Source organism: Microbacterium daqui (assembly GCF_050408675.1).
Lineage (GTDB): Bacteria > Actinomycetota > Actinomycetes > Actinomycetales > Microbacteriaceae > Microbacterium.
In genome coordinates this window covers 84,452-103,996 of sequence record NZ_JBNTKF010000006.1, presented here as the reverse complement: position 1 = coordinate 103,996, position 19,545 = coordinate 84,452, and the positions used below count along the sequence as shown (strand labels likewise).

At 62.5% G+C, this 19,545-nt stretch carries 20 protein-coding genes; 9 read left to right on the top strand and 11 right to left on the bottom strand.

Annotation, left to right across the window (positions count from 1 at the left end):
• Positions 1–11 precede the first annotated feature (11 nt).
• The 6 genes from ACQUSY_RS05825 to ACQUSY_RS05800 all read right to left on the bottom strand — a co-directional run bounded on the left by ACQUSY_RS05825 (position 12) and on the right by ACQUSY_RS05800 (position 6,883).
• A complete protein-coding gene (locus tag ACQUSY_RS05825) occupies positions 12–1,388 on the bottom strand; it encodes an ADP-ribosylglycohydrolase family protein (RefSeq protein ID WP_428903564.1) in 1,377 nt (458 codons plus the stop codon).
• The gene (locus ACQUSY_RS05820) at positions 1,373–2,530 is read right to left on the bottom strand and encodes an ADP-ribosylglycohydrolase family protein (protein ID WP_428903563.1); all 1,158 of its coding nucleotides are present in this window, start codon (positions 2,528–2,530) and stop codon (positions 1,373–1,375) included. Before ACQUSY_RS05820 ends, ACQUSY_RS05825 begins: the two co-directional genes overlap by 16 nt.
• Positions 2,531–2,631: 101 nt before the next feature.
• Positions 2,632–3,933 carry an ABC transporter substrate-binding protein gene (locus tag ACQUSY_RS05815; RefSeq protein ID WP_428903562.1) on the bottom strand — a complete coding sequence of 434 codons (1,302 nt, stop codon included), beginning with the start codon at positions 3,931–3,933 and terminating at the stop codon, positions 2,632–2,634.
• Positions 3,934–4,009: 76 nt separating this feature from the next.
• Positions 4,010–4,834: a carbohydrate ABC transporter permease gene (locus ACQUSY_RS05810; RefSeq protein WP_428903561.1), complete on the bottom strand. Its 825-nt coding sequence runs from the start codon at positions 4,832–4,834 to the stop codon at positions 4,010–4,012.
• 1 nt (position 4,835) lies between these two features.
• Positions 4,836–5,795, bottom strand: a complete 960-nt coding sequence (locus tag ACQUSY_RS05805; protein WP_428903560.1) for a carbohydrate ABC transporter permease — start codon at positions 5,793–5,795, stop codon at positions 4,836–4,838.
• Positions 5,792–6,883, bottom strand: a complete 1,092-nt coding sequence (locus ACQUSY_RS05800; protein WP_428903559.1) for a LacI family DNA-binding transcriptional regulator — start codon at positions 6,881–6,883, stop codon at positions 5,792–5,794. Before ACQUSY_RS05800 ends, ACQUSY_RS05805 begins: the two co-directional genes overlap by 4 nt.
• A 204-nt stretch (positions 6,884–7,087) precedes the next feature.
• On the opposite strand from ACQUSY_RS05800, the gene ACQUSY_RS05795 reads away from it, so the two are divergent.
• Positions 7,088–7,540, top strand: a complete 453-nt coding sequence (locus ACQUSY_RS05795; protein WP_428903558.1) for a hypothetical protein — start codon at positions 7,088–7,090, stop codon at positions 7,538–7,540.
• 78 nt (positions 7,541–7,618) lie between these two features.
• On the opposite strand, the gene ACQUSY_RS05790 is transcribed toward ACQUSY_RS05795, so the two are convergent.
• The gene (locus tag ACQUSY_RS05790; protein WP_428903557.1) at positions 7,619–7,783 is read right to left on the bottom strand and encodes a DUF5302 domain-containing protein; all 165 of its coding nucleotides are present in this window, start codon (positions 7,781–7,783) and stop codon (positions 7,619–7,621) included.
• A 340-nt stretch (positions 7,784–8,123) separates the two neighbouring features.
• On the opposite strand from ACQUSY_RS05790, the gene ACQUSY_RS05785 reads away from it, so the two are divergent.
• From ACQUSY_RS05785 to ACQUSY_RS05765, 5 genes are all read left to right on the top strand, one after another.
• Entirely contained in the window at positions 8,124–10,388 is a 2,265-nt protein-coding gene (locus tag ACQUSY_RS05785; protein ID WP_428903556.1) for a polyribonucleotide nucleotidyltransferase, read from the top strand.
• A gap of 180 nt (positions 10,389–10,568) precedes the next feature.
• Entirely contained in the window at positions 10,569–11,585 is a 1,017-nt protein-coding gene (locus tag ACQUSY_RS05780) for an aldo/keto reductase (protein WP_428903555.1), read from the top strand.
• A gap of 61 nt (positions 11,586–11,646) precedes the next feature.
• Positions 11,647–12,249 carry a histidine phosphatase family protein gene (locus ACQUSY_RS05775; RefSeq protein WP_428903554.1) on the top strand — a complete coding sequence of 201 codons (603 nt, stop codon included), beginning with the start codon at positions 11,647–11,649 and terminating at the stop codon, positions 12,247–12,249.
• A gap of 36 nt (positions 12,250–12,285) precedes the next feature.
• A complete protein-coding gene (dapB, locus tag ACQUSY_RS05770) occupies positions 12,286–13,038 on the top strand; it encodes a 4-hydroxy-tetrahydrodipicolinate reductase (protein ID WP_428903553.1) in 753 nt (250 codons plus the stop codon).
• Positions 13,035–13,481, top strand: a complete 447-nt coding sequence (locus ACQUSY_RS05765) for a tetratricopeptide repeat protein (protein WP_428903552.1) — start codon at positions 13,035–13,037, stop codon at positions 13,479–13,481. The genes dapB and ACQUSY_RS05765 overlap by 4 nt, the downstream gene beginning before the upstream one ends.
• Before the next feature lie 17 nt (positions 13,482–13,498).
• Here ACQUSY_RS05765 and ACQUSY_RS05760 read toward each other — a convergent pair whose 3' ends face one another.
• From ACQUSY_RS05760 to ACQUSY_RS05745, 4 genes are read right to left on the bottom strand one after another with little or no spacing between them, the layout of a single operon-like run.
• Entirely contained in the window at positions 13,499–14,401 is a 903-nt protein-coding gene (locus tag ACQUSY_RS05760) for a DUF1731 domain-containing protein (protein WP_428903551.1), read from the bottom strand.
• The gene (locus tag ACQUSY_RS05755) at positions 14,394–14,819 is read right to left on the bottom strand and encodes an OsmC family peroxiredoxin (protein ID WP_428903550.1); all 426 of its coding nucleotides are present in this window, start codon (positions 14,817–14,819) and stop codon (positions 14,394–14,396) included. The genes ACQUSY_RS05760 and ACQUSY_RS05755 overlap by 8 nt, the downstream gene beginning before the upstream one ends.
• 56 nt (positions 14,820–14,875) lie before the next feature.
• Positions 14,876–15,439, bottom strand: coding sequence for a DUF4395 domain-containing protein (locus ACQUSY_RS05750; RefSeq protein WP_428903549.1), 564 nt, complete (start codon positions 15,437–15,439; stop codon positions 14,876–14,878).
• Positions 15,417–15,869 carry a TlpA family protein disulfide reductase gene (locus ACQUSY_RS05745; RefSeq protein WP_428903548.1) on the bottom strand — a complete coding sequence of 151 codons (453 nt, stop codon included), beginning with the start codon at positions 15,867–15,869 and terminating at the stop codon, positions 15,417–15,419. Before ACQUSY_RS05745 ends, ACQUSY_RS05750 begins: the two co-directional genes overlap by 23 nt.
• A 76-nt stretch (positions 15,870–15,945) precedes the next feature.
• Here ACQUSY_RS05745 and ACQUSY_RS05740 point away from each other — a divergent pair, with 76 nt between their 5' ends.
• The 3 genes from ACQUSY_RS05740 to ACQUSY_RS05730 all read left to right on the top strand — a co-directional run bounded on the left by ACQUSY_RS05740 (position 15,946) and on the right by ACQUSY_RS05730 (position 19,434).
• The gene (locus tag ACQUSY_RS05740; protein WP_428903547.1) at positions 15,946–16,698 is read left to right on the top strand and encodes an SDR family NAD(P)-dependent oxidoreductase; all 753 of its coding nucleotides are present in this window, start codon (positions 15,946–15,948) and stop codon (positions 16,696–16,698) included.
• 72 nt (positions 16,699–16,770) lie between these two features.
• Complete coding sequence (dapA, locus tag ACQUSY_RS05735) at positions 16,771–17,748, top strand: 4-hydroxy-tetrahydrodipicolinate synthase (protein WP_428903546.1); 978 nt, start codon at positions 16,771–16,773, stop codon at positions 17,746–17,748.
• Between the two features lie 9 nt (positions 17,749–17,757).
• The gene (locus ACQUSY_RS05730; protein WP_428903545.1) at positions 17,758–19,434 is read left to right on the top strand and encodes a ribonuclease J; all 1,677 of its coding nucleotides are present in this window, start codon (positions 17,758–17,760) and stop codon (positions 19,432–19,434) included.
• Positions 19,435–19,545 lie beyond the last annotated feature (111 nt).

The window sequence follows — 19,545 nt, the reverse complement described above, 5'->3', positions numbered from 1 at the left end:
TCACATGCTTTCTATTGCGAGTGCGTCGAGGAAATAAGGGCCAAAGTGCGGTCGACCAGATCAGTGATCTGCTGATCGCCACCCGGTAGCGATGTTGCGATGCTGTTGCGCAGCGGTGTCGTCCATCGCGGCTCGATGCCGTCGAATCCCGCAAGTGCGCCAACGACAGCTCCAACGGTGGCGCCTGCAGAATCGGTGTCCCACCCGGCAGTCACTGCGATCGAAATGCTGGTTGCGAAGTCGCCGCCGCCCGCCTGCAGCGCGTAGGCGATGACGGCAGCGTTGTTCAGGGTGTGTACCCAGTGCAAGGAGCCAAACTCATCGTGGATCGCGTCGAGAGCCTGGCGAACACCTGCTTCGCTGGTGTCACCGTCACGGCCACGCTCGCGGCCGAAGGCTACAGCGTGCGCAAGCCGACTCTGTGGAGGAATGATTGTCCCGGCGGCATCCAGTACTTCGTCGGTGTTCGAAGCGGTCAGCGCGGCCGCGCCGAGTGCGGCCGCCCACATCGCACCGTAAACACCGTTGCGGGTGTGGCTGAGGCGCGCGTCTTCATATGCCAGCCGAGCGGATGCGAGTACATCGCCCGGATTCACCCACCCGAAGACATCGGTGCGAATCAGGGCCCCGATCCACTCGCGGAATGGGTTGTGATACGTGGCCGTTTCGGGAACGGGGCGAGCATCGAGAATATTGCGATACGCCGCGCGCTCTGCTGTGAAAGAGCGACCAGCGGGCAGAGCATCGAGCCACAGCTGGGCGACGTCTTCGGTGGTGAACTCGCGACCGTGAGATTCCAATAGCGTCAGCGCGAGCAACGGGTAGTTCAGGTCGTCGTCTTCTGGCATGCCGTTGATATTTTCCGCCAGCGAGGTGGGTGCTGACCGTTTGTTCCATGGCCAGCGGGCGTTGACGTCAGCTGGCAATCCTTCGGCGGTAAACCAGTCGTTGAGCGGCCAGCGGCCAGTCGCGCGCAGAATCTCTTCAATGCCCTGGCGCGGAATCTTCTCCACGGGTTTGCCGAGCAGACAGCCTGCGGCGCGCCCTGCCCAAGCTCCGTGCACGCGTTCGCGCAGGTCGTCACCGACAGGCTTGCGGGGTGCCGGTGACAGAGTCGCAATGATGGCGCTCCATGACTCTGGTTCGTTTGGGCTGGGTGCGGCAGGCTCCTCCTGGAGTTCGTCGAGCAAACGGCGAGCGAGCGGGCGCAACGCGACCATCGCTGGATCGGTGCCAGCCCCGCTCACTTCGGGAATCGTGGTTCCTCCCGCCGCTTGCCAGGCCGCAACGACAGCATCGACGTGTTTGCCCTCGACACGAGCTTGAACGATTTCGTGGGGGAGGAGGTCTTCGGGCTGAGCCCACGTGAGTCTCACAACGATGCCCATTCGCTCAGTCGAGCGTTGCGCGCAGCGGCGCGCTCACGGTCGGCGATGAGGATGTCGCGTGCGGCGCTGGCCATAAGCCGACCGGTCTCACGGATGTCCATCTTGCTTGCCTGCTCAATGTCATCGAGCCAGTCAGTGGGGACGACCTCAGTACCGCCGAGACCAGCGCAAATCGCGGCCGCCATGACGGCAATAGAGTCAGCGTCGCGACCGTAGTTGACGGATGCGAGAACGGAACCACGGAAATCACCACGGTGGGCGAGCACGAATGCGAATGCAGCGGGTAGCTCTTCGATAGCCTTCGTGCGTGATGGCCGACGAGCGTCCATCGACATCTGGCGGTATTCGGGGCCGACGGAGTCGAAGGGCGCGACGACCTCGCGAACACGTGCGGCGAGAGCGCGTTCGTCGTCGTCATCCTGCGGAACCGGTGAATCGCGGAAAGCAGCGATAACTGCGCGCATAGCGTCGGCGGTTCCATCATGGGAGAGATCCAGGCAGGCCGCTGTCACGTCATCGAGAGTGGCGCCCGGGGCAACGGCAGCGGCAACCATGGCTGCGAAAACGCCGGCGGCCTCGCGGCCATAGCTGGCTTGGTGAGCGCCAGTCACGTCAATCGCCTCGGCATAGGCGCCGGCCGGGTCGCCTGCGTTCGCGAGACCGATCGGAGCCACATACATAGCCGCGCCACAGTTGATGATGTTGCCGACGCCAGCCTCACGTGGGTCAACGTGGCCGTAGTGCAAGCGGGCGACGATCCACTTCTCTGCAAGGAAGACGCGCTGCAAAAGCAACGCGGTTGATTCAAGCTCGGGAATCCAGCGCGGCTCGCCAATCATGAGCGGCACCAGGTCTTCGGCGACGGCGTAGGCGTCAAGGTGAGTACGTCGCTTCGCGTAGACCTCGACGAGAGCGCGTGTCATGAGAGTGTCATCCGTGATGTGGCCATCACCCTTGTGGTACGGCGCGATGGGGCGGGCGTTGTGCCAGTTTTCGAACCACGGCTCCACGATGCCGGTGACGCGGCCCCCATGGCGTTCTTCAATCTGTTGCGGGGTCCATCCTTCGACGGCGCCGCCCAGGGCATCGCCCACAGCCGCTCCGGTAATGACAGCGATCGATCGGTCCTCGAGCCAGCTCACGGTTACTCCTGTCGTGTTGCGCTTGCGCGTCGTGCTTTTTGCGCCATGCGCAGTGTTTAGGGAGGGGGTGAGACATCGTCGTGTCTCACCCCCCTCGGTTACTACTTGGTGATCGCGTCCCAGCCGCTGAGCAGCTCGTCTGCCGTCTTCTTCGAGTCGTTCTCGCCAGCGATGTACTTCTGGTACGCCGGGGTCGCAACCGTGTCCTTCCACTGCGCGTAGGCGTCAACGAAGAGGTAGGGGGCGCTGGTCATGTGCTGACCCGACTTCAGGATCTGGTCCCAACCGGTTTCGCCAGCCATCTCTGCGGCGAGGGCTTCCTGGCCGGACGCGGTTGCCGGGATCAGAGCATCAGCCTTGTTGAGCGCTGCGAGGTTTTCTCCCTCGGTGAAGAACTCAATGAAAGCTGCGGACTCTTCAATGTGCTCCGAGTCGATGTTCACCGACAATGTCTGCGGGTTAGCGGCCTGGCTTGCACCCTCCGGACCCTCGAGCGGCGGCAACGCAATCCAGTCGAAACCTTCCGGAGCGTCTTTGGCAATGTTGGCGGCTTGGAACGAACCTTGCATCGTCATCGCGATTTGACCCGCGTAGAAGGACGCGAGCACTTCACCACCGGACTGCGTGAGGCCGACAGGCAGCATCGACTTGTCTTTGTGTGCCATCGTGTCAACGAGGTCGGGCAGCGCCATCTCACCCTCACCAATGATGAGCTTGGCGTCGGATCCAGAGCCTTCGAAGTACTCGCCACCGAATTGCGGTGCCATCGCCATGTACGCGGCCGTCGGGCTCTTGAGGCCCCAGCCGAGGCCGTAGACGTCAGCGGTGGTGGTTGCCTTCGCAATCTCCTGCAATTCGTCCCAGGACATCGTGTCGCCGCTCGGGATCTCTACTCCAGCAGCATCAAGCAACGTCTTGTTTGCGAACACCATGTATGACTGCAGTTCGGTCGGGTAGGCGATGACCTGACCATCCACCGTCACCGAGTCGAGGATGCCCTCAGGGATGTCCTTTTTACGCTCATCCGACATGTATTCGGAGAGATCCGCAAGGTAGCCGTCGCGTGCGAACGGAACAATGCTGGCCGCTTCGTAGTGGATGATGTCGGGTGCTGCGCCGCCGTTGAACTGGGTGATGAGCTTGTCGTAAATGCCGTCCCAACCCGCGGGCACGATTTCGACCTGAACGTCGGGGTTTGCTTTGTTCCATTCGTCGACGATGGCCTCTGTTGCCGCGATAGCGGCGGGCTGGTCAGACAGCGACTGGAAGGTGAGCGTAATGGGCTCGCCGCCGGCGTCACCGCCGTTGGTGTTGCCGGTGTCAGAACCACCGGCCGAGCAACCAGTCAGGACGAGAGTGGTCAGTGAAAGACCGGCTGCGATGGATACGCCACGAGAATTCATGGGTTTACCTTTCGAGTGGGTGTTACGGAACATCTGCGTTAAACCGAAACTGCTGTTGTTGGGAAGGGGAGGGGGTTTACCCCTTGACGGCGCCGGACATGAGTCCGCCGACGAGCTTGCGTTGCATGATGGCGAAGAAGATGATGCTCGGAATCGAAGCCAAGACAGCACCGGCGGCCAACGGACCCAGAGATACCTTTCCTTCGCCACCGATAAACATCTTGAGCGTGATGGGTAGCGTGTAATTCTCCGGCGATTGCAAGAGCACGAGAGCAAAGAAGAACTCGTTCCAGCTCGAAACGAAGCTGAACATTGCGGTGGCGACGACACCAGGGGCGAGCAACGGAAACACCACGCGCCGCAACGCTTGGAATCGGCTGGCGCCATCCATGGCCGCTGCCTCTTCGAGTTCCACCGGAATTGCCGCGACATAACCCTGCAACATCCACAGCGCGAATGGCAGCGTATACGTCGTGTGCACCAGGGTGAGGCCCAGCAGGCTGTCGTTGATGCCGATCGTTCGGAGGATGAGGAACAACGGCAGGATGATCAGAATGACCGGGAACACCTGGCTCACCATGATCCAGCCAACACCTGCCGCGCGGATTTTGCCTTTCAAGCGAGCAAGCACGTATGACGCCGGGAGCGCGATCAGGATGACCAGTGCCGTTGAGGCTAGGGCCACCACGGCGCTGTTAACGGAGGATGAGATCAGGCCCTGCTTCGCAAGGGCATCCGAATAGTTCTCGAAGTGCCATTCGTTAGGAATGAGCGACACATTGAGTGAGTTCAACTCGCCAGAGGACTTGAACGACGCTGAAATCAGCCAAATCAGGGGGAACCCGAGGAAGAAGATGTATCCGACGAGTGCGATGTACTGAGCGACGCGACCGATGCGCACTTTACTTCTCCTTCTCTTCACGGAACTGTGCGCGGAGGAACAGCGCGAGCAACAGCACAACGACGATCACAAGGACGACACCCATCGCAGCGGCGTAGCCGATGTTGCGGTTCTTAAATGCCTCGATGTAGGTGAACAGCATGGGAAGCATGGTTTTACCGCCCGGGCCGCCCTCGGTGAGGACGTAAATGAGCGAGAACGAGTTGAAGTTCCAAATGAAGTTCAGCGATGTGATGGAGACGATGATGGGTCGGAGCGACGGCAACGTCACGGTCGTGAATCGACGCCAAGCGCCAGCCCCGTCAACGGCGGCAGCTTCATAGAGCTCGGACGGAACCTGCTGCAGACCAGCCAGGAGGGTGACAGTTGTCTGAGGCATGCCGACCCATACACCCACGACAATGACGGCAGGCAAAGCCAGTGAGAAGTTGCCGAGCCAGTTGATGTCATCAGGCAGTCCGACAGCGCCCATAAACGCGTTGAGCGGGCCGGCGTTGGGCGAGTAGATCATGCGCCACATGATGGCGACAACCACCGGCGGCATCGCCCAGGGGATGAGTGCGAGGAGTCGCGTGAGACCCTGCAACTTCATGTTCGAGTTCAGTAGCAGCGCAAGCCCCATCGAAGCGACGAGCTGTAGGGCGGTGACGGAAACAGCCCACACCATGCCGATCCGGAAAGAGTCCCAGAAGAACCCGTTGTCCATCAGCCGGACGAAGTTATCCATCCCGACAAACTGATACTCGGGATTACGGACCAATCGTGCATCGGTGAAGGCGAGTGCGATCCCCATCACGAGCGGCGCAATGCTCAACACGATGATCGGCAGGAGCGAAGGCATGACGAGGAGGATGGCCTCGCGCCGCCGGCTGCGCTCGATGCCGCTAATGCGTGACTTTCGCTTTTTGGATCCGGGCGGGTGCTCCGCCAGATCAAGTGCGGTCGGCAGACTCTGCGTCATTGTGGAGTTCCATCCGATTCTGAGGGCGTCGTGGCGAGTGCAGTCAGGAGGGGGTCGGGAGTACCGGTCGACTCCCGGGCGATGAGCGTGGGGCCGACGTGAGCTTGACGCACGTCTGTCTGGCGCGAGGTATCAGGCGCGATACGTTCCAGCACGATTTGAGCAGCCATCCGTGCGCGCTCAGTAGAGCCGAGGGAGACGCTCGTGATGCTTGGGTGGAACAACGAACCAATTTCGGTGTCGTCGATACCGGTGACGGCTAGATCTTCTGGCACGCGGATGCCGAGGCCGCGTGCGGCCCGGATTACTCCGATGGCAAGCAGATCGTTTGCAGCGACGATGGCATCCAGCGGTGCGTTGCCGCGCTGCGAGCGTGAGAGCAACGCATGCGCGGCGGTAAGGCCAGCAGCCACAGTGAAGTCGTCAGCAATCTCGACCGGTGCGTCGTTGTTCGGTAGGTGTCGTTGCTGGGCATCTCCAAATCCACGCTGTCGCGCTGCACCAGGAGTGGTGTCGAGCGGACCATTTACGAAACCGACGCGGGTGCGTCCGATGGCGAGGAGGTGCTCGACGGCCAGGCCAACGGCAACGGCCGAATCCGTCGACACCGAGTCGATTCCGTGTTCGGGGAGCGGGCGGCCGATCACGACGATCGGCATGGGCGCGCTTGTCAGCGCTTCCAGGAGGTCGTCGTCGACGCGGAGGGGCGAGAGGATCATCGCGTCGATGACGCCAGCACTCATCGTGCGAACGAGATCGGCCGTGCTGCGCGCAGTTTCACCCGTCTGCATAACGACAACGCGGTATCCCCCGGGGGCGACTGCTTCATGGATGGCGGAGAGCATTTCCACGTAAACCGGGTTGCCGATGTCAGCAACTGCAAACGCGATTTGCTTGGTCTGGCGCATGCGCAACGAGCGCCCGCTGGCATCGGGGCGGTACCCGAGTTCGGAAGCAGCGGTTCGGACACGATCGATCATGGCCTCACTGGCGCCCTGGCCATTCATGGCGCGTGAGGCTGATCCCAACGACACGCCAGCGCGCTCGGCGACCTCAACGAGCGTGATCTTGCCTGGTCGTTCGTCCACCGCTGGTCCCAATCATCGTTGATTCGATCTCTCGGAAACGTTTCCAATTCGGGTGAGACTAGGGCTGGAAACGTTTCCGTTTCAGCACCGTATCACTCATTGAAGCGAGGCGCCAGAGCGTTAGTGAAAGTTCCCGACGATGCCATCGCGATAAAACCGGTGCAACGCGGAGCCCGGTAGATGAGCAGCACATACGGTTGAATCATGACCCGCATGCTTTCGCTGTGGCGCATCATCATTCCCACGCTGTGGCTCGGCATGATCATTGCGCTGTCGTTTATCGAGCCGATCCTCAAGTTTCAAGCTCCCGGCATCACGACGCCGCTCGGCCTAGGCATTGGCCGGCTGACGTTCGTTGCGATGGCGATCGCGGGTTGGACTTTGCTGATCGCGACGACACTCGTGAGCCTGCGCGGTATTACGCGTGGCGACATCATCAATCTGGCACTGATGTGGGTGGTGCTGGCCACGCAGACCTTCATCGTGCGCCCGCCGCTCACTGCCCGGAGCGACATCATTATCGCCGGGGGAGAGCCGGGCGAATCCGTGCTGCACTACGTGTACATCGCAACCGACGTTGCGTTGCTGACGTTGCTCATTATCTGGGTGACGCGAGCGGTCCGCCGGGCCGCAGCCGTGGTTCCGGCTACCGCATAGTCGGTTGCAACGATGAAGGGGTGTGATCCGTATGGATCACACCCCTTCAGTGCTTTTCTCCGCGTCAGCGGATCGTGTTTACCCGCTCTTGCGGCGGAACTCGCGCTTGTGGCCAGCAACATCATGCGTGCCGGTCACGGCACCGCGCGCGTCTTCGTGCGCTTCGCCGGTACGCGATTGCGCGTTCTTCTTGGCTAGTGCCTCACGGAACTTGGCCTTCATATCCTCGTTATTGTCAGACATGCGGTCAGCATACCGGCGCACTCCGGGGGATGCCAGGGCGAATCGCTGCGAGCCAGTTTTCTGGCTGATCGGTGCAGAAACCGCAGATTGTCAGGCCCTACTGATAGCATCAGAAAGGTTCACTACTGGTGAGCTGACAACTCAATATCAGCGGAGCGGACTGGGCAGAAAGCTGGTCCCCTGTGGTGGGTTCCTCGTCGAGACGCCGAGTGATCTTCTACTGGTGGCCAGCATTAGCGGTTCGCATCAATGATGCACGCTCTTTTCTGACCGTTCCGCTCCTTCACGAAACTCGCTCCTCACACGGAGGCGCGAGTCAAAACAAAGAAGGAGAGACCTCTTGGAAGGTCCTGAAATCACCGCTGCTGAAGCCGTTCTCGACAACGGACGCTTCGGCAAGCGCACCATCCGCTTCGAAACCGGTCGCCTCGCTCAGCAGGCACAGGGTGCCGTAGCTGCTTACCTCGATGACGAAACCATGTTGCTGTCGGCAACGAGTGCATCGAAGAGCCCCCGCGAGGGCTTTGACTTCTTCCCGCTGACCGTCGACGTTGAAGAGCGTTCGTACGCAGCAGGCAAGATCCCCGGTTCGTTCTTCCGTCGTGAGGGTCGCCCGTCGACCGAGGCAATTCTCGTTTGCCGCCTCATTGACCGCCCGCTGCGCCCGTCGTTCGTCGACGGCCTGCGCAACGAGGTTCAGATTGTTGTGACCGTGCTGTCCATCGCTCCGGGCGAGTACTACGACGCGCTGGCCATCAACGCTGCCTCCGCATCGACCCAGATTTCCGGTCTGCCGTTCTCGGGCCCGATCGCTGGTGTTCGCCTCGCGCTGATCCCGGGTATGGGCGCGCACGAAGACCAGTGGGTCGCGTTCCCGAACCAGGAGCAGGTCGGTCAGGCTGTCTTCGACCTGATGGTTGCTGGTCGCGTTGTGAAGAACAACGACGGCACCGAAGATGTCGCCATCATGATGGTTGAAGCCGAAGCTACCGAGCAGAGCTGGGACCTCATCAAGAGCGGCGCTACCAAGCCGAGCGAAGAGATCGTTGCTGCTGGTCTTGAGGCGGCAAAGCCGTTCCTCAAGCAGCTCGTCGAGGCTCAGGCTGAGATGGCTTCGCACTCATCGAAGGAGCCGGGCGTCTACCCCGTCTTCCTGCCGTACAGCGAAGAGACCTTCGCGTTCGTCAACGAGAAGGCATACGCCGAGCTCGTCGACGTGTACCAGATTGCTGACAAGCAGGAGCGTCAGAACGCTGACGACGCGATCAAGGACCGCGTCAAGGCAGAGCTCATCGCCAAGGTCGAGGCAGGCGAACTGTCGGCCGTGGCAACGCTCGAGTTCTCGGCTGCTTACAAATCGGTTACCAAGAACATCGTTCGCGGTCGCATCCTCTCCGAGGGTGTTCGCATCGATGGTCGTGGCCTGGCAGACATCCGTCCGCTCGACGCTGAGGTGCAGGTCATCCCGCGCGTTCACGGTTCGGCTATCTTCCAGCGCGGTGAGACCCAGATCCTGGGCGTCACGACGCTGAACATGCTCAAGATGGAGCAGCAGATTGACTCGCTGTCGCCGACGACGAGCAAGCGCTACATGCACCACTACAACTTCCCGCCCTACTCGACAGGTGAGACGGGCCGTGTTGGTAGCCCGAAGCGCCGCGAAATCGGCCACGGCTTCCTCGCAGAGCGCGCACTTGTTCCGGTGCTCCCGAGCCGCGAAGAGTTCCCGTACGCGATCCGTCAGGTCTCCGAGGCTCTCGGCTCCAACGGCTCGACCTCGATGGGCTCGGTCTGCGCATCGACGCTGTCGCTGCTCAACGCTGGTGTGCCGCTGCGCGCCGCTGTTGCCGGTATCGCCATGGGTCTGGTTTCGGACGAGGTTGATGGCGAGACGCGCTACGCAGCGCTGACCGACATTCTCGGTGCCGAAGACGCCCTCGGCGACATGGACTTCAAGGTCGCTGGTACGCGTGAGTTCATCACCGCTATCCAGCTCGACACGAAGCTCGATGGCATCCCGTCGTCCGTGCTGACGGCTGCCCTACAGCAGGCACACGACGCTCGTAACACGATCCTCGACGTTCTGAACGCCGCAATCGACGAGCCCGACGAGATGGCACCGACCGCTCCGCGCGTGATCTCGGTTCAGATCCCTGTCGACAAGATCGGTGAGCTGATCGGCCCGAAGGGCAAAACGATCAACTCGATCCAGGACGAGACTGGCGCTCAGATCTCCATCGAAGAAGACGGAACCGTCTACATCGGTGCAACCGATGGTCCGTCGGCTGAGGCTGCTCGTGCGCAGGTCAACGCGATCGCTAACCCGACCAACCCCGAGGTTGGCGAGCAGTTCCTGGGTACGGTTGTCAAGATCGCTACCTTCGGCGCGTTCGTTTCGCTCCTCCCGGGCAAGGACGGACTGCTCCACATCAGCGAGGTTCGTAAGCTCGCCGGTGGCAAGCGCGTTGAGAACGTCGAAGACGTTGTCTCGGTCGGCCAGAAGCTTCTCGTTCGCATCACGAAGATCGACGACCGCGGCAAGCTGTCGCTCGAGCCGGTCACCGATGAGAACGAAGCAGCAGCTGAGGCTCCTGCCGAAGACTAATCGCTACAAAGGGCCCATCCCCTCGGGGATGGGCCCTTTGCCTTTGTAACCGGAACGTTATGCGCTGTTTCAGAAAAGTTCGCGTCAAACGCAAAATTCCCAGAGAACGCGTTCTACTCTCGGAGAAGACGAAGTGCACCATGCAGGGGTATGGCGCAAAAAGTCGGAAGCGGGTAAATCATGACCAGCGGAGAAGCCATCGCTCACCCCTCGGTTGTGCTCGCGCCAGAAACCCACCCCTCCGCACCGATTCCGGTTCAAGGGCGATCGCTCGGTAGCCGGATCAGGGTGCCGCTTGGCGAAACCGGGTTCTCCATCTTCCCCGTCATTCTTGGCGGTGGTGAGTTCGGCTGGAACGTTGACCAGCAGCACTCCAACGCGATTCTGGATCGCTTCTTCGATCTCGGTGGCAACATGGTGCACACCGCAGACAGCTTCGCTGCCGGTCGGAGTGAGCTCATCATCGGTCAATGGCTGTCATCGCGCGCCGTGCGCGATGACGTGGTCCTGGCCACGCGTGTCGGCGGACACCCCGACAACCCCGGTCTTGGTTCCACCAACCTCGTGCGCGCGGTAGAAGCGTCGCTGCAACGACTCGGAACCACGCACATCGACGTTCTCTACCTGGATGGCACCGACACGCGCGCCGCCACGGAAGACACCCTCGCGACGGCGGAATGGCTCGTCGACACGGGCAAGGTACGCGCCATTGGTGCGCACCGATTCAGTGCCGAACGCCTCGTAGAGTCGCGAATTCTGGCATCCGCCGGCTACCCGCGCATCACGGTCGTCGACGTGCCGTACAACATGGTTCGACGTGATGAATTTGACGGCGACCTGCGCCTCGTCGCCGGCGCCCAGGGGCTGGCCGTCACGCCGTCGCACCCGCTCGAACACGGGTTCCTCTCCGGCGCCCACCGCTCACGCTCACGCCTGCAGCCTGGCGCTCGCGCCGACCAACTTCGCACCAACATGAACCGTCGCGGCACGCGCCTACTGCGCGCGCTTGACGCGATTGCCGCAGAGCTGGGCGTACCGGATGCCGCGGTCGCTATTGCGTGGCTTCGTGCACAGCGACTCATCGTCGCGCCCATCGCCAACGTGTACTCCACGGCGCATGTCGATGAGCTGATGCAGGGCGTTGGTGTCTCCCTCGGGCGTGCCCACCTTGCCGAGCTAAACCGCGCTCTCGGATGACCCGGAGCGCTCGCCTCGCCCGGTAGGGTGGAGATGATCCGGCAAAGAGACGAGCGAGTTCGTGACGCACTATATCTACCTGGTCCGGCACGGTGAGCAACAGGGCGCCGAGCACGGGCTTCCTGATGGCCCCCTCTCTCCTCGAGGCGTTCGCCAGGCCGAAGCTATCGCCGACCGACTTTCGGGTGTTCCGCTCGACGCCGTGTGGCATTCACCGCTCGAACGTGCGAGCGAAACGGCCCGCATCATCGCGGAGCGCCTACCCGCCGTCGAGCCCCAGCCGCACGCCCTGCTCTTTGACTGCATTCCCACCGGAATGGAAGAAGACACTCCTGCCGCATTCGAGCCGTTCTTTGGTTCCATTACCGAGGAAGAAATCGAAGCGGGTAAGGCACAGATGTCTGACGCGATGGCGGAGTTTCTCGGTCGTAAGCCCGGCGACGTTCACGAGCTGCTCATCACCCACAACTTCGTGATTGCGCGGTTCGTTACCGAGGTTCTGGGAGCACCGGCTTGGCGCTGGATGACCCTGAACCAGGCGAATGCGGGTCTCACGATTCTGGCGCAGAAGCAGAGCCGCCCGTGGACCCTCATCACCCACAACGACCTCGCGCACCTCGCATTCGAAGACCGCACCGGTCTGCCCGAGAACACGCTCGTCTGACTCGTCGCGCCTGAGCCCGCGATTTAGGATGGAACAATGACCACCCGCGTTGCCCTCGTTGGCGCCTCCGGCAAGCTCGGAACCATTATTCGTCGCGTTATCGACTCGCTCGACGGCTTCGAGGTGACGCACGCGCTCGGCTCACGCGACACCTTCGCCTCGTTTACCGAGGTTGACATTGTCATCGACGCGACCCACCCGGCGGTGAGCACCGAGGTCGTGGCCGAAGCCATTGCGGCTCGCGTGAACGTGCTCGTCGCTACGTCGGGCTGGTCGGCCGACCGCATCGCGGCGCTGCGCCCCGACGTCGTCGAAGCGGGCATCGGCATCGTCTTCATCCCGAACTTCTCGCTCGGCTCCATCGTCGCGACGGCTCTGGCAGCCGCCGCCGGCCGCCTGTTTGACTCGGTCGAAATCATTGAGGCACACCGCGATACGAAGGTCGATTCGCCGAGCGGAACCGCGGTGCGAACTGCCGAGATGATTGCTGCGGCTCGTGAGATGCCGGTTGCTGCGCCGCACGTTGACCAGCGCGCGCGTGGCCAGCAGGTGGCCTCGGTGCCGGTGCACTCGCTGCGTCGCCCGGGTGTCATCGCCCGGCAAGACGTCATTTTGTCGGGCCCGGGGGAGTCGGTAACGATCACGCACGACACGATCGACTCGGCCGCGGCGTACGCGCCCGGCATCGCGATCGCCGTGCGCTCCGCACTCGACGTCACCGGCATCGTTGTGGGCTTGGAGAACTTCATCGACATCGGCATTGGTGCACCAGCCGGAGCTGACTCGTGAGCAACCGCATCGGTGCCGTCATCATGGCGGTCGTGCTTGCGCTCTACATCGTCTTTGTCGCGCAGCGCGGTGTCATCATGCTCTCGACCGGTGACCCGATTGCGATCGCAATGGGTGTTGCCCTGCTCGCGCTTCCGCTCATCGGTGCGTGGGCGCTGTGGCGCGAAGTGCAGTTCGGTCGGCACTCGCAGCGCCTCGGCAATGTACTGGAGGCCGAAGGCGCACTGCCGCAAGAAGATGTTGCGACCTACCCGAGCGGCCGCCCCCGCAAGGAGGCAGGCGACGAGCTGTTCCCGCGCTACCGCGCCGAGGTTGAAGCGAACCCCGACGACTGGCGTGCCTGGTATCGGCTCGGATTGGTCTACGACGCCGCCGGTGACCGCACCCGCGCGCGTCAGGCGATTCGCAAGGCGATTGCCATCGAGAAGCACGCTACGGCGTAACGCACCCGCTGGTTGCGCTAAGCGTCCAACCGCAGCGGCGCAAGCGAATCATGGATCGCTTCTTCCGCCGTTTCGTAGCGGAACACGAAGCCGTTCTCGAGTAAGCGTTGTGGGCGCACTTCAGCGTCGATGAGCAACATATTGTTGGCGGCTTCGGCACCGATCACCGCGCGCAGTGCGAATGCGGGTACCGGAACCACGTAGGGCTTGTTGAGTTCGCGCGCGACAGCGAAAGTGATGTCGGTTGCCGTGGCGCGCGTGGGGCCGGTGAGGTTGACGGGGCCTGCGAGCCGGTGTTCGGCGACAAATCGCAGACCGGCAACGGCGTCGTCGAGGGAAACCCACGGCCAGCTCTGCGCGCCGGAGGCGAGGCGCCCCGCGAGACCGAGCAAAGTGAGCGGAATAAGGGGTTTGAGCACACTCTCCGGGTGCAGCACGACGCCAATGCGGGCGTGCGTGGTGGGCGTTGTGGTGAGAGACGCCGCGGCTTCGGTGACCTCGGCGAGCTCGGCAGTGAAACCGGTTCCGATCGCTGCGTCTTCGGCAACAACGCCAGCGTCGAAGCCGTAGATGCCGGCAGCGGAGGCATGCACGAAGTGTGGGGCGTCGTCACCCAGCTGCATGAGCGCGCGAGCAATGAGGTGGCGCGGAATGACGCGCGACTGTCGAAACTCAGCACGTTTCTTCTTCGTCCACGGCAACGATCCGACGGAGGAACCGTTGAGGCAAATGACCGCGCTCGCACCACGCAAGACAGCGGGATCGAGCTCATTGCCGTCGAGCCAGCGCACTTCGTCGGCGCTGGTCGGCTCGCGGCGCACGAGCCGCACGACGCGAACGCCGTCGTTTTCGTATGACGAAACGAGGGCGCGCCCGATAGAACCGGACGCGCCCCCGATAACGACGAACTCGTTAGGCAAGCGTTGCCTCGAGCGTGATATCAATGCCGGCGAGTGCTGCCGAAACCGGGCAGCCCGCCTTTGCCTCGGCCGCGATCCGCTGGAAGTCTTCCTCCGAGAGTCCCGGAACCGTGGCGTTCAGGTTGAGGTGGCTGCCGGAGATACCGACACCGGGCTGGAACGTGACAGACGCGGTGGTCTGCAGGCGCTCCGGGGGAGTGCCGTTCTGCGTCAGCGCGTGCGACAGCGCCATGCTGAAGCACGAAGCGTGAGCGGCGGCGATCAGCTCTTCGGGCGTGGTCGTCGAGTCAGAACCCTCCGAGCGTGCCTTCCAGTCGATGTTGAACGTGCCGACACGCGACGTGTCGAGGGCGACGGTTCCGGAGCCTTCGCTCAGGGAGCCTTCCCACACTGTTGTTGCTTCACTGGTTACCGCCATGGGTCCTCCTGTCGTTGGCCTACGTGTTGAGCCTAACGAGGTTTTGGGGGCCGTGGCTAGGCCGCTGGGCGCGGCTTCAGCCGTCGCAACACCAGGTACATCTGGCAGCCCAGGCAGAAGTCGAAGGCGACGTTCAAAAAGGCTGCGGCGAAGGCGAACCCAGCGGCAACAGGAATCGCCAGCGGAACGCCGAGCAAGTGCAGAATCACACCAATACCGCTAACCGCCAGCCCGACGCCCTGCGCGAATCGTGGCGGGCGCGGGTCTTCGAGCTCTGTCGGTTTGGGCAACCGCGGCGCGATGACGGTGCGGTAAAGCACGCCCCACGGCGCCGTGCGCGGCGAAAGCACACCCCACGCGAAGAGCGCGGTGACGATCGCGAGCAGAATGAACCCGACGTCGGCGACGCGTGCCGCTATCGGGATAGCCGGTAAGACGAAGCCGCCAGCAACATATCCAAAGTCAATGGGCTCGGTGCTGAACCACCCGAAGCTGGCGCCGATGAGGCGTGCAGCGCTGACGCCGACCAACCCGAAGACGACCGTCACTGCAAGCAGAGTTGCGGTGATGCCAGCAGCAAAGCGCGGGCCGCGCGGGTCAATACCGTGAGGACGAGACATGCTGCTCCGTTCGGAGGGCGGCGAGGTGCTCGCGCACCGCATCAAGTGTGGGGGTGCCGGCGATGCGCGCGCGAATGGAACCATCGCTGGCTATGACGAGGGTCGTCGGGGTTTGCATGATGCCAAAGCGGGAGGCGAGATCGACGCGGTGAGTGAGATCGACGTCGACATGCACGATGCCGGCCTCGTCAGCGGCAAGAGCTGACAGCAGGCGTCGAACTCCGGGGCAGCGAGCGCAGGTTGCCGTCGAGAACTGTACGAGCGCGGCGCCATCGGCAAACCGCGCGAGGCCAATCTCAGCGGGGTCGACGACCGTGCCAGTGGGCGCCGTTACCGTGATGCGGCCATCCCGGGAGCGCAGGTACACGCCCAGCACCGTGACCGAGACGATGATCGCGGCAAGCGAGGCCAGGGCTGTTCCGATTTCCACGTCAGGAAGCGTACGACTGCGAGCGCGCGAAGTGGCTTATGTGTCCAAATCTTTCATTTACCCCTAGGTTGGCCTCATGCCCCGCACCGCACTGATCACTGGCGCCAGCTCCGGGCTCGGCGCTGAATACGCCCGCCAGCTCGCCAAGCAAGGCGCCGCACTCGTCTTGGTTGGGCGCTCCACTGACGCGCTCCAAACGGTCGCCGACGAGGTCACCGCAGCTGGTGGTTCCGCCACCATCCTGGTCGCAGACCTGCTCAACCCTGACGATCTTGCTCGGGTGGTCGAGCGCGTGAAATCAACCGCTGAACCGATTGAGCTGCTGATCAACAACGCCGGCTTCGGGTTGCCGCTGGAATTTGCGTCAAACGATGTGGCTGCTGAGCTTGACCACCTGACTCTGCACGTTGCCGTGCCCCTCCAGCTTTTGCACGCGGCACTGCAGGTGATGCGGGAACGCGGCGGGCGGATCTTGAACGTCGCGTCGATTGCGGCCTACATTCCGCGCTCGACATACGGTGCCTGTAAACAGTGGCTCGTGTCATTCTCGCGGTGGGCCAACGGTCACTATGACAACGTGTCGGTGACGGCCGTATGCCCGGGCTACACGCACACGAATTTTCATGAGCGGATGGGCCTCGCCCCCGGCAATGAGGGGATTCCGGGCTGGATGTGGCTGAATGCGCCCGACGTTGTCGCGGAGTCTCTTCGCGATGTCGCCCGAGGTAAAGCGGTGTCGATTCCGTCACTGAAATACAAGCTGATCGCCAAGCTGACCGGGATTCTTCCGGACCGCACATTGGCTCGGATGGGTTCGCGCGGGCGGTAACTCCTCGAGCATCGCCGACATTTCGTGCCCTACTGTTTCGCGGGCACGCGGTGCGACCGCTACTCTGGGAGCATGGCCGCTACCCCCAATCCCTTCGGACAGGTTCTTGTTGCGCTCGTCACTCCGATGACGGCTGACGGTGAAGTGGATTGGCCCGCGGTCGAGAAGCACATCGACCGGGTCATCACCGACGGTGCTGACGGCATTGTCGTCACCGGAACCACGGGTGAGACGTCGACACTGACAGACGCTGAGAAGCTGAAGCTCGTCGAAGTGGGCAAGAGCGTCTCTGCCGGTCGCGCCAAGATCATCACTGGCGGCGGCTCCAACGAGACGGCGCACGCGATCGAGCTGTACAAGGCCAGCGAAAAGGCTGGCGCCGACGGCCTCATGATCGTCACGCCGTACTACAACAAGCCCACGCAGGCGGGTATCCTCACGCACTTCCGCCTGGTCGCTGATGCCACTGACCTTCCGGTCATCCTGTACGACATTCCCGGGCGCACCGGCGTTCCGATCAAGTACGAAACAATCCTACGCCTCGCGAACCACCCCAACATTTTGGCCGTCAAAGACGCGAAGGGTGACTTCAGCGAAGTCAGCCGCGTGCTCAACCAGACGGATCTGATGTATTTCTCTGGCGATGACGCCAACGTTCTTCCGCACCTGTCGATTGGTGCAACGGGCCTCATCGGTGTGACGGCAAACATTGCTGCCGCACCGTACCGGGCCATCGTGGACGCCGTAAACCGCGGCGACCTTCACGCGGCAACCGAGCAGCACCGCAGCTTGGAGCCCCTGGTACGCGCAGCAATGACGCACGTTCCGGGCACTGTCGCAGCAAAGTACATCCTGCACGGCCTCGGCCGTATCAATAGCCCCCGTGTCCGTCTTCCGCTCGTCGGACCGGAAGAGTGGGAAGCCGCCAAGATTGAAGACGAATTGGCGCTTGTGCGCGACGTCGCTGGCATTGACTTCTCGAACTTCCGCCCTGACCGCAATGCCGCTGCAGGCGGCGCGCTGCCGAAGGTGCACGGGACGACTCGCTGAAAGGCGTTCATGCCCACCACGATTTATTCACCTCCGCCGCTTGAACCCGGCACCCTTCGCGTAACGCCGCTCGGCGGTCTCGGCGAAATCGGTCGCAACATGACCACCTTCGAATACGAAGGCAAGATCATTGTTGTCGACTGTGGCGTGCTGTTTCCGGAAGAGCACCAGCCCGGTGTCGACCTGATCCTGCCCGACATCGAATCCCTGCGCGACCGACTGGACGATGTCGAGGGCGTCGTGCTCACGCACGGTCACGAAGACCATATTGGTGCGGTTCCGTACCTGTTGCGCCTCAAGCCCGACATTCCACTGATCGGCTCGCAGCTGACGCTCGCGCTCGTCGAAGCGAAGCTCAAAGAGCACAAGATTCGCCCCTACACGCTCGTCGTGAAGGAGGGCCAGCAGGAAAAGGTTGGGCCCTTCGACCTGGAGTTTGTTGCGGTCAACCACTCGATTCCTGACGCACTGGCTGTCGCGATTCGCACGCCCGCTGGTATGGCACTAGCAACGGGTGACTTCAAAATGGATCAGTTGCCGCTCGATGGCCGTCTGACCGATCTGCGCGCGTTCTCGCGCCTGGGCGAAGAGGGCGTTGACCTGTTCCTCGTTGACTCCACGAACTCGGACGTTCCTGGATTCACGCCGACCGAACGTGGCATTGGCCCGGTGCTTGACCAGGTCATCGGTAAGTCGCCGCGCCGTGTGATCGTTGCAAGCTTCTCCAGCCACGTGCACCGCGTACAGCAGGTGCTGGATGCCGCCGCTGTACACGGCCGCCGCGTCGCGTTGCTCGGCCGCAGCATGGTGCGCAACATGACGATCGCCGAAGAGCTCGGCTACCTCAAGGTGCCAGAGAACATCCTGATCGACTACAAGAAGGCGCGCGATCTTCCCGAAGACCAGATCGTCTACATGTCGACGGGTTCGCAGGGCGAGCCGATGGCTGTGCTCAGCCGCATGGCCAACCTTGATCACGCGATTGAGCCGGGCCCCGGCGACACCGTGATTCTGGCCTCGAGCCTCATCCCGGGCAACGAGAACGCGGTCTACCGCGTCATCGACGGGCTGACCAAGCTCGGTGCCAATGTTGTGCACAAGTCCAACGCGATGGTGCACGTCTCCGGTCACGCCGCGGCCGGTGAGCTGCTGTACTGCTACAACATTCTGAAGCCGAAGAACGTGCTGCCGGTGCACGGCGAATACCGCCACCTGGTTGCCAACGCCAAGCTCGCGCAGCAGACCGGTATTGCGCCCGAGCGCACGATTCTCGCTGAGAACGGCACCGTGATGGACCTCAAGGCCGGCGACGTCACCGTCGTCGGCCAGCTCGACGTCGGCAAAGTCTACGTTGACGGTTCCAGCGTGGGCGCGATCACCGACGCTGACCTCAAGGACCGCCGTATCCTCGCGGAAGAGGGCTTCATTTCTGTCATCGTGGTCGTCGATTCGTCGACCGGTGCCGTGATTTCCGGGCCCGACATTCATTCGCGCGGCTTTGCCGAAGATGACGCTGTCTTTGACGACGTGCGTCCGAAGATTGAAGCCGCACTGGCCGAGGCCGCCGCTGCGGGTGTGCGTGACTCGCATGCGCTCAGCCAGGTGGTGCGTCGTACGATTGGCCGCTGGGTCAACCAGCGACTTCGTCGTCGCCCGATGATTGTTCCGCTCGTCATCGAAGCCTAAGTATCCTGACAAAACGTGCCGCCTTCGCTCAGAAGCGCGGCACGTTTTGCTTTGCCTGGTCTTGCGCCTAGCCGAGCGAAATCCGGCTAAATGTCGGGGCCTCGACGTACC

What these genes read in the sequence shown, in the direction of transcription:
- ACQUSY_RS05815 (WP_428903562.1), bottom strand. Translation starts at nt 3,933, where the DNA reads ATGAATTCTCGTGGCGTATCCATCGCAGCCGGTCTTTCACTGACCACT.
- ACQUSY_RS05795 (WP_428903558.1), top strand. Translation starts at nt 7,088, where the DNA reads ATGACCCGCATGCTTTCGCTGTGGCGCATCATCATTCCCACGCTGTGG.
- ACQUSY_RS05825 (WP_428903564.1), bottom strand. Translation starts at nt 1,388, where the DNA reads ATGGGCATCGTTGTGAGACTCACGTGGGCTCAGCCCGAAGACCTCCTC.
- ACQUSY_RS05730 (WP_428903545.1), top strand. Translation starts at nt 17,758, where the DNA reads ATGCCCACCACGATTTATTCACCTCCGCCGCTTGAACCCGGCACCCTT.
- ACQUSY_RS05790 (WP_428903557.1), bottom strand. Translation starts at nt 7,783, where the DNA reads ATGTCTGACAATAACGAGGATATGAAGGCCAAGTTCCGTGAGGCACTA.
- ACQUSY_RS05755 (WP_428903550.1), bottom strand. Translation starts at nt 14,819, where the DNA reads ATGGCGGTAACCAGTGAAGCAACAACAGTGTGGGAAGGCTCCCTGAGC.
- dapA (WP_428903546.1), top strand. Translation starts at nt 16,771, where the DNA reads ATGGCCGCTACCCCCAATCCCTTCGGACAGGTTCTTGTTGCGCTCGTC.
- dapB (WP_428903553.1), top strand. Translation starts at nt 12,286, where the DNA reads ATGACCACCCGCGTTGCCCTCGTTGGCGCCTCCGGCAAGCTCGGAACC.
- ACQUSY_RS05805 (WP_428903560.1), bottom strand. Translation starts at nt 5,795, where the DNA reads ATGACGCAGAGTCTGCCGACCGCACTTGATCTGGCGGAGCACCCGCCC.
- ACQUSY_RS05780 (WP_428903555.1), top strand. Translation starts at nt 10,569, where the DNA reads ATGACCAGCGGAGAAGCCATCGCTCACCCCTCGGTTGTGCTCGCGCCA.
- ACQUSY_RS05750 (WP_428903549.1), bottom strand. Translation starts at nt 15,439, where the DNA reads ATGTCTCGTCCTCACGGTATTGACCCGCGCGGCCCGCGCTTTGCTGCT.
- ACQUSY_RS05740 (WP_428903547.1), top strand. Translation starts at nt 15,946, where the DNA reads ATGCCCCGCACCGCACTGATCACTGGCGCCAGCTCCGGGCTCGGCGCT.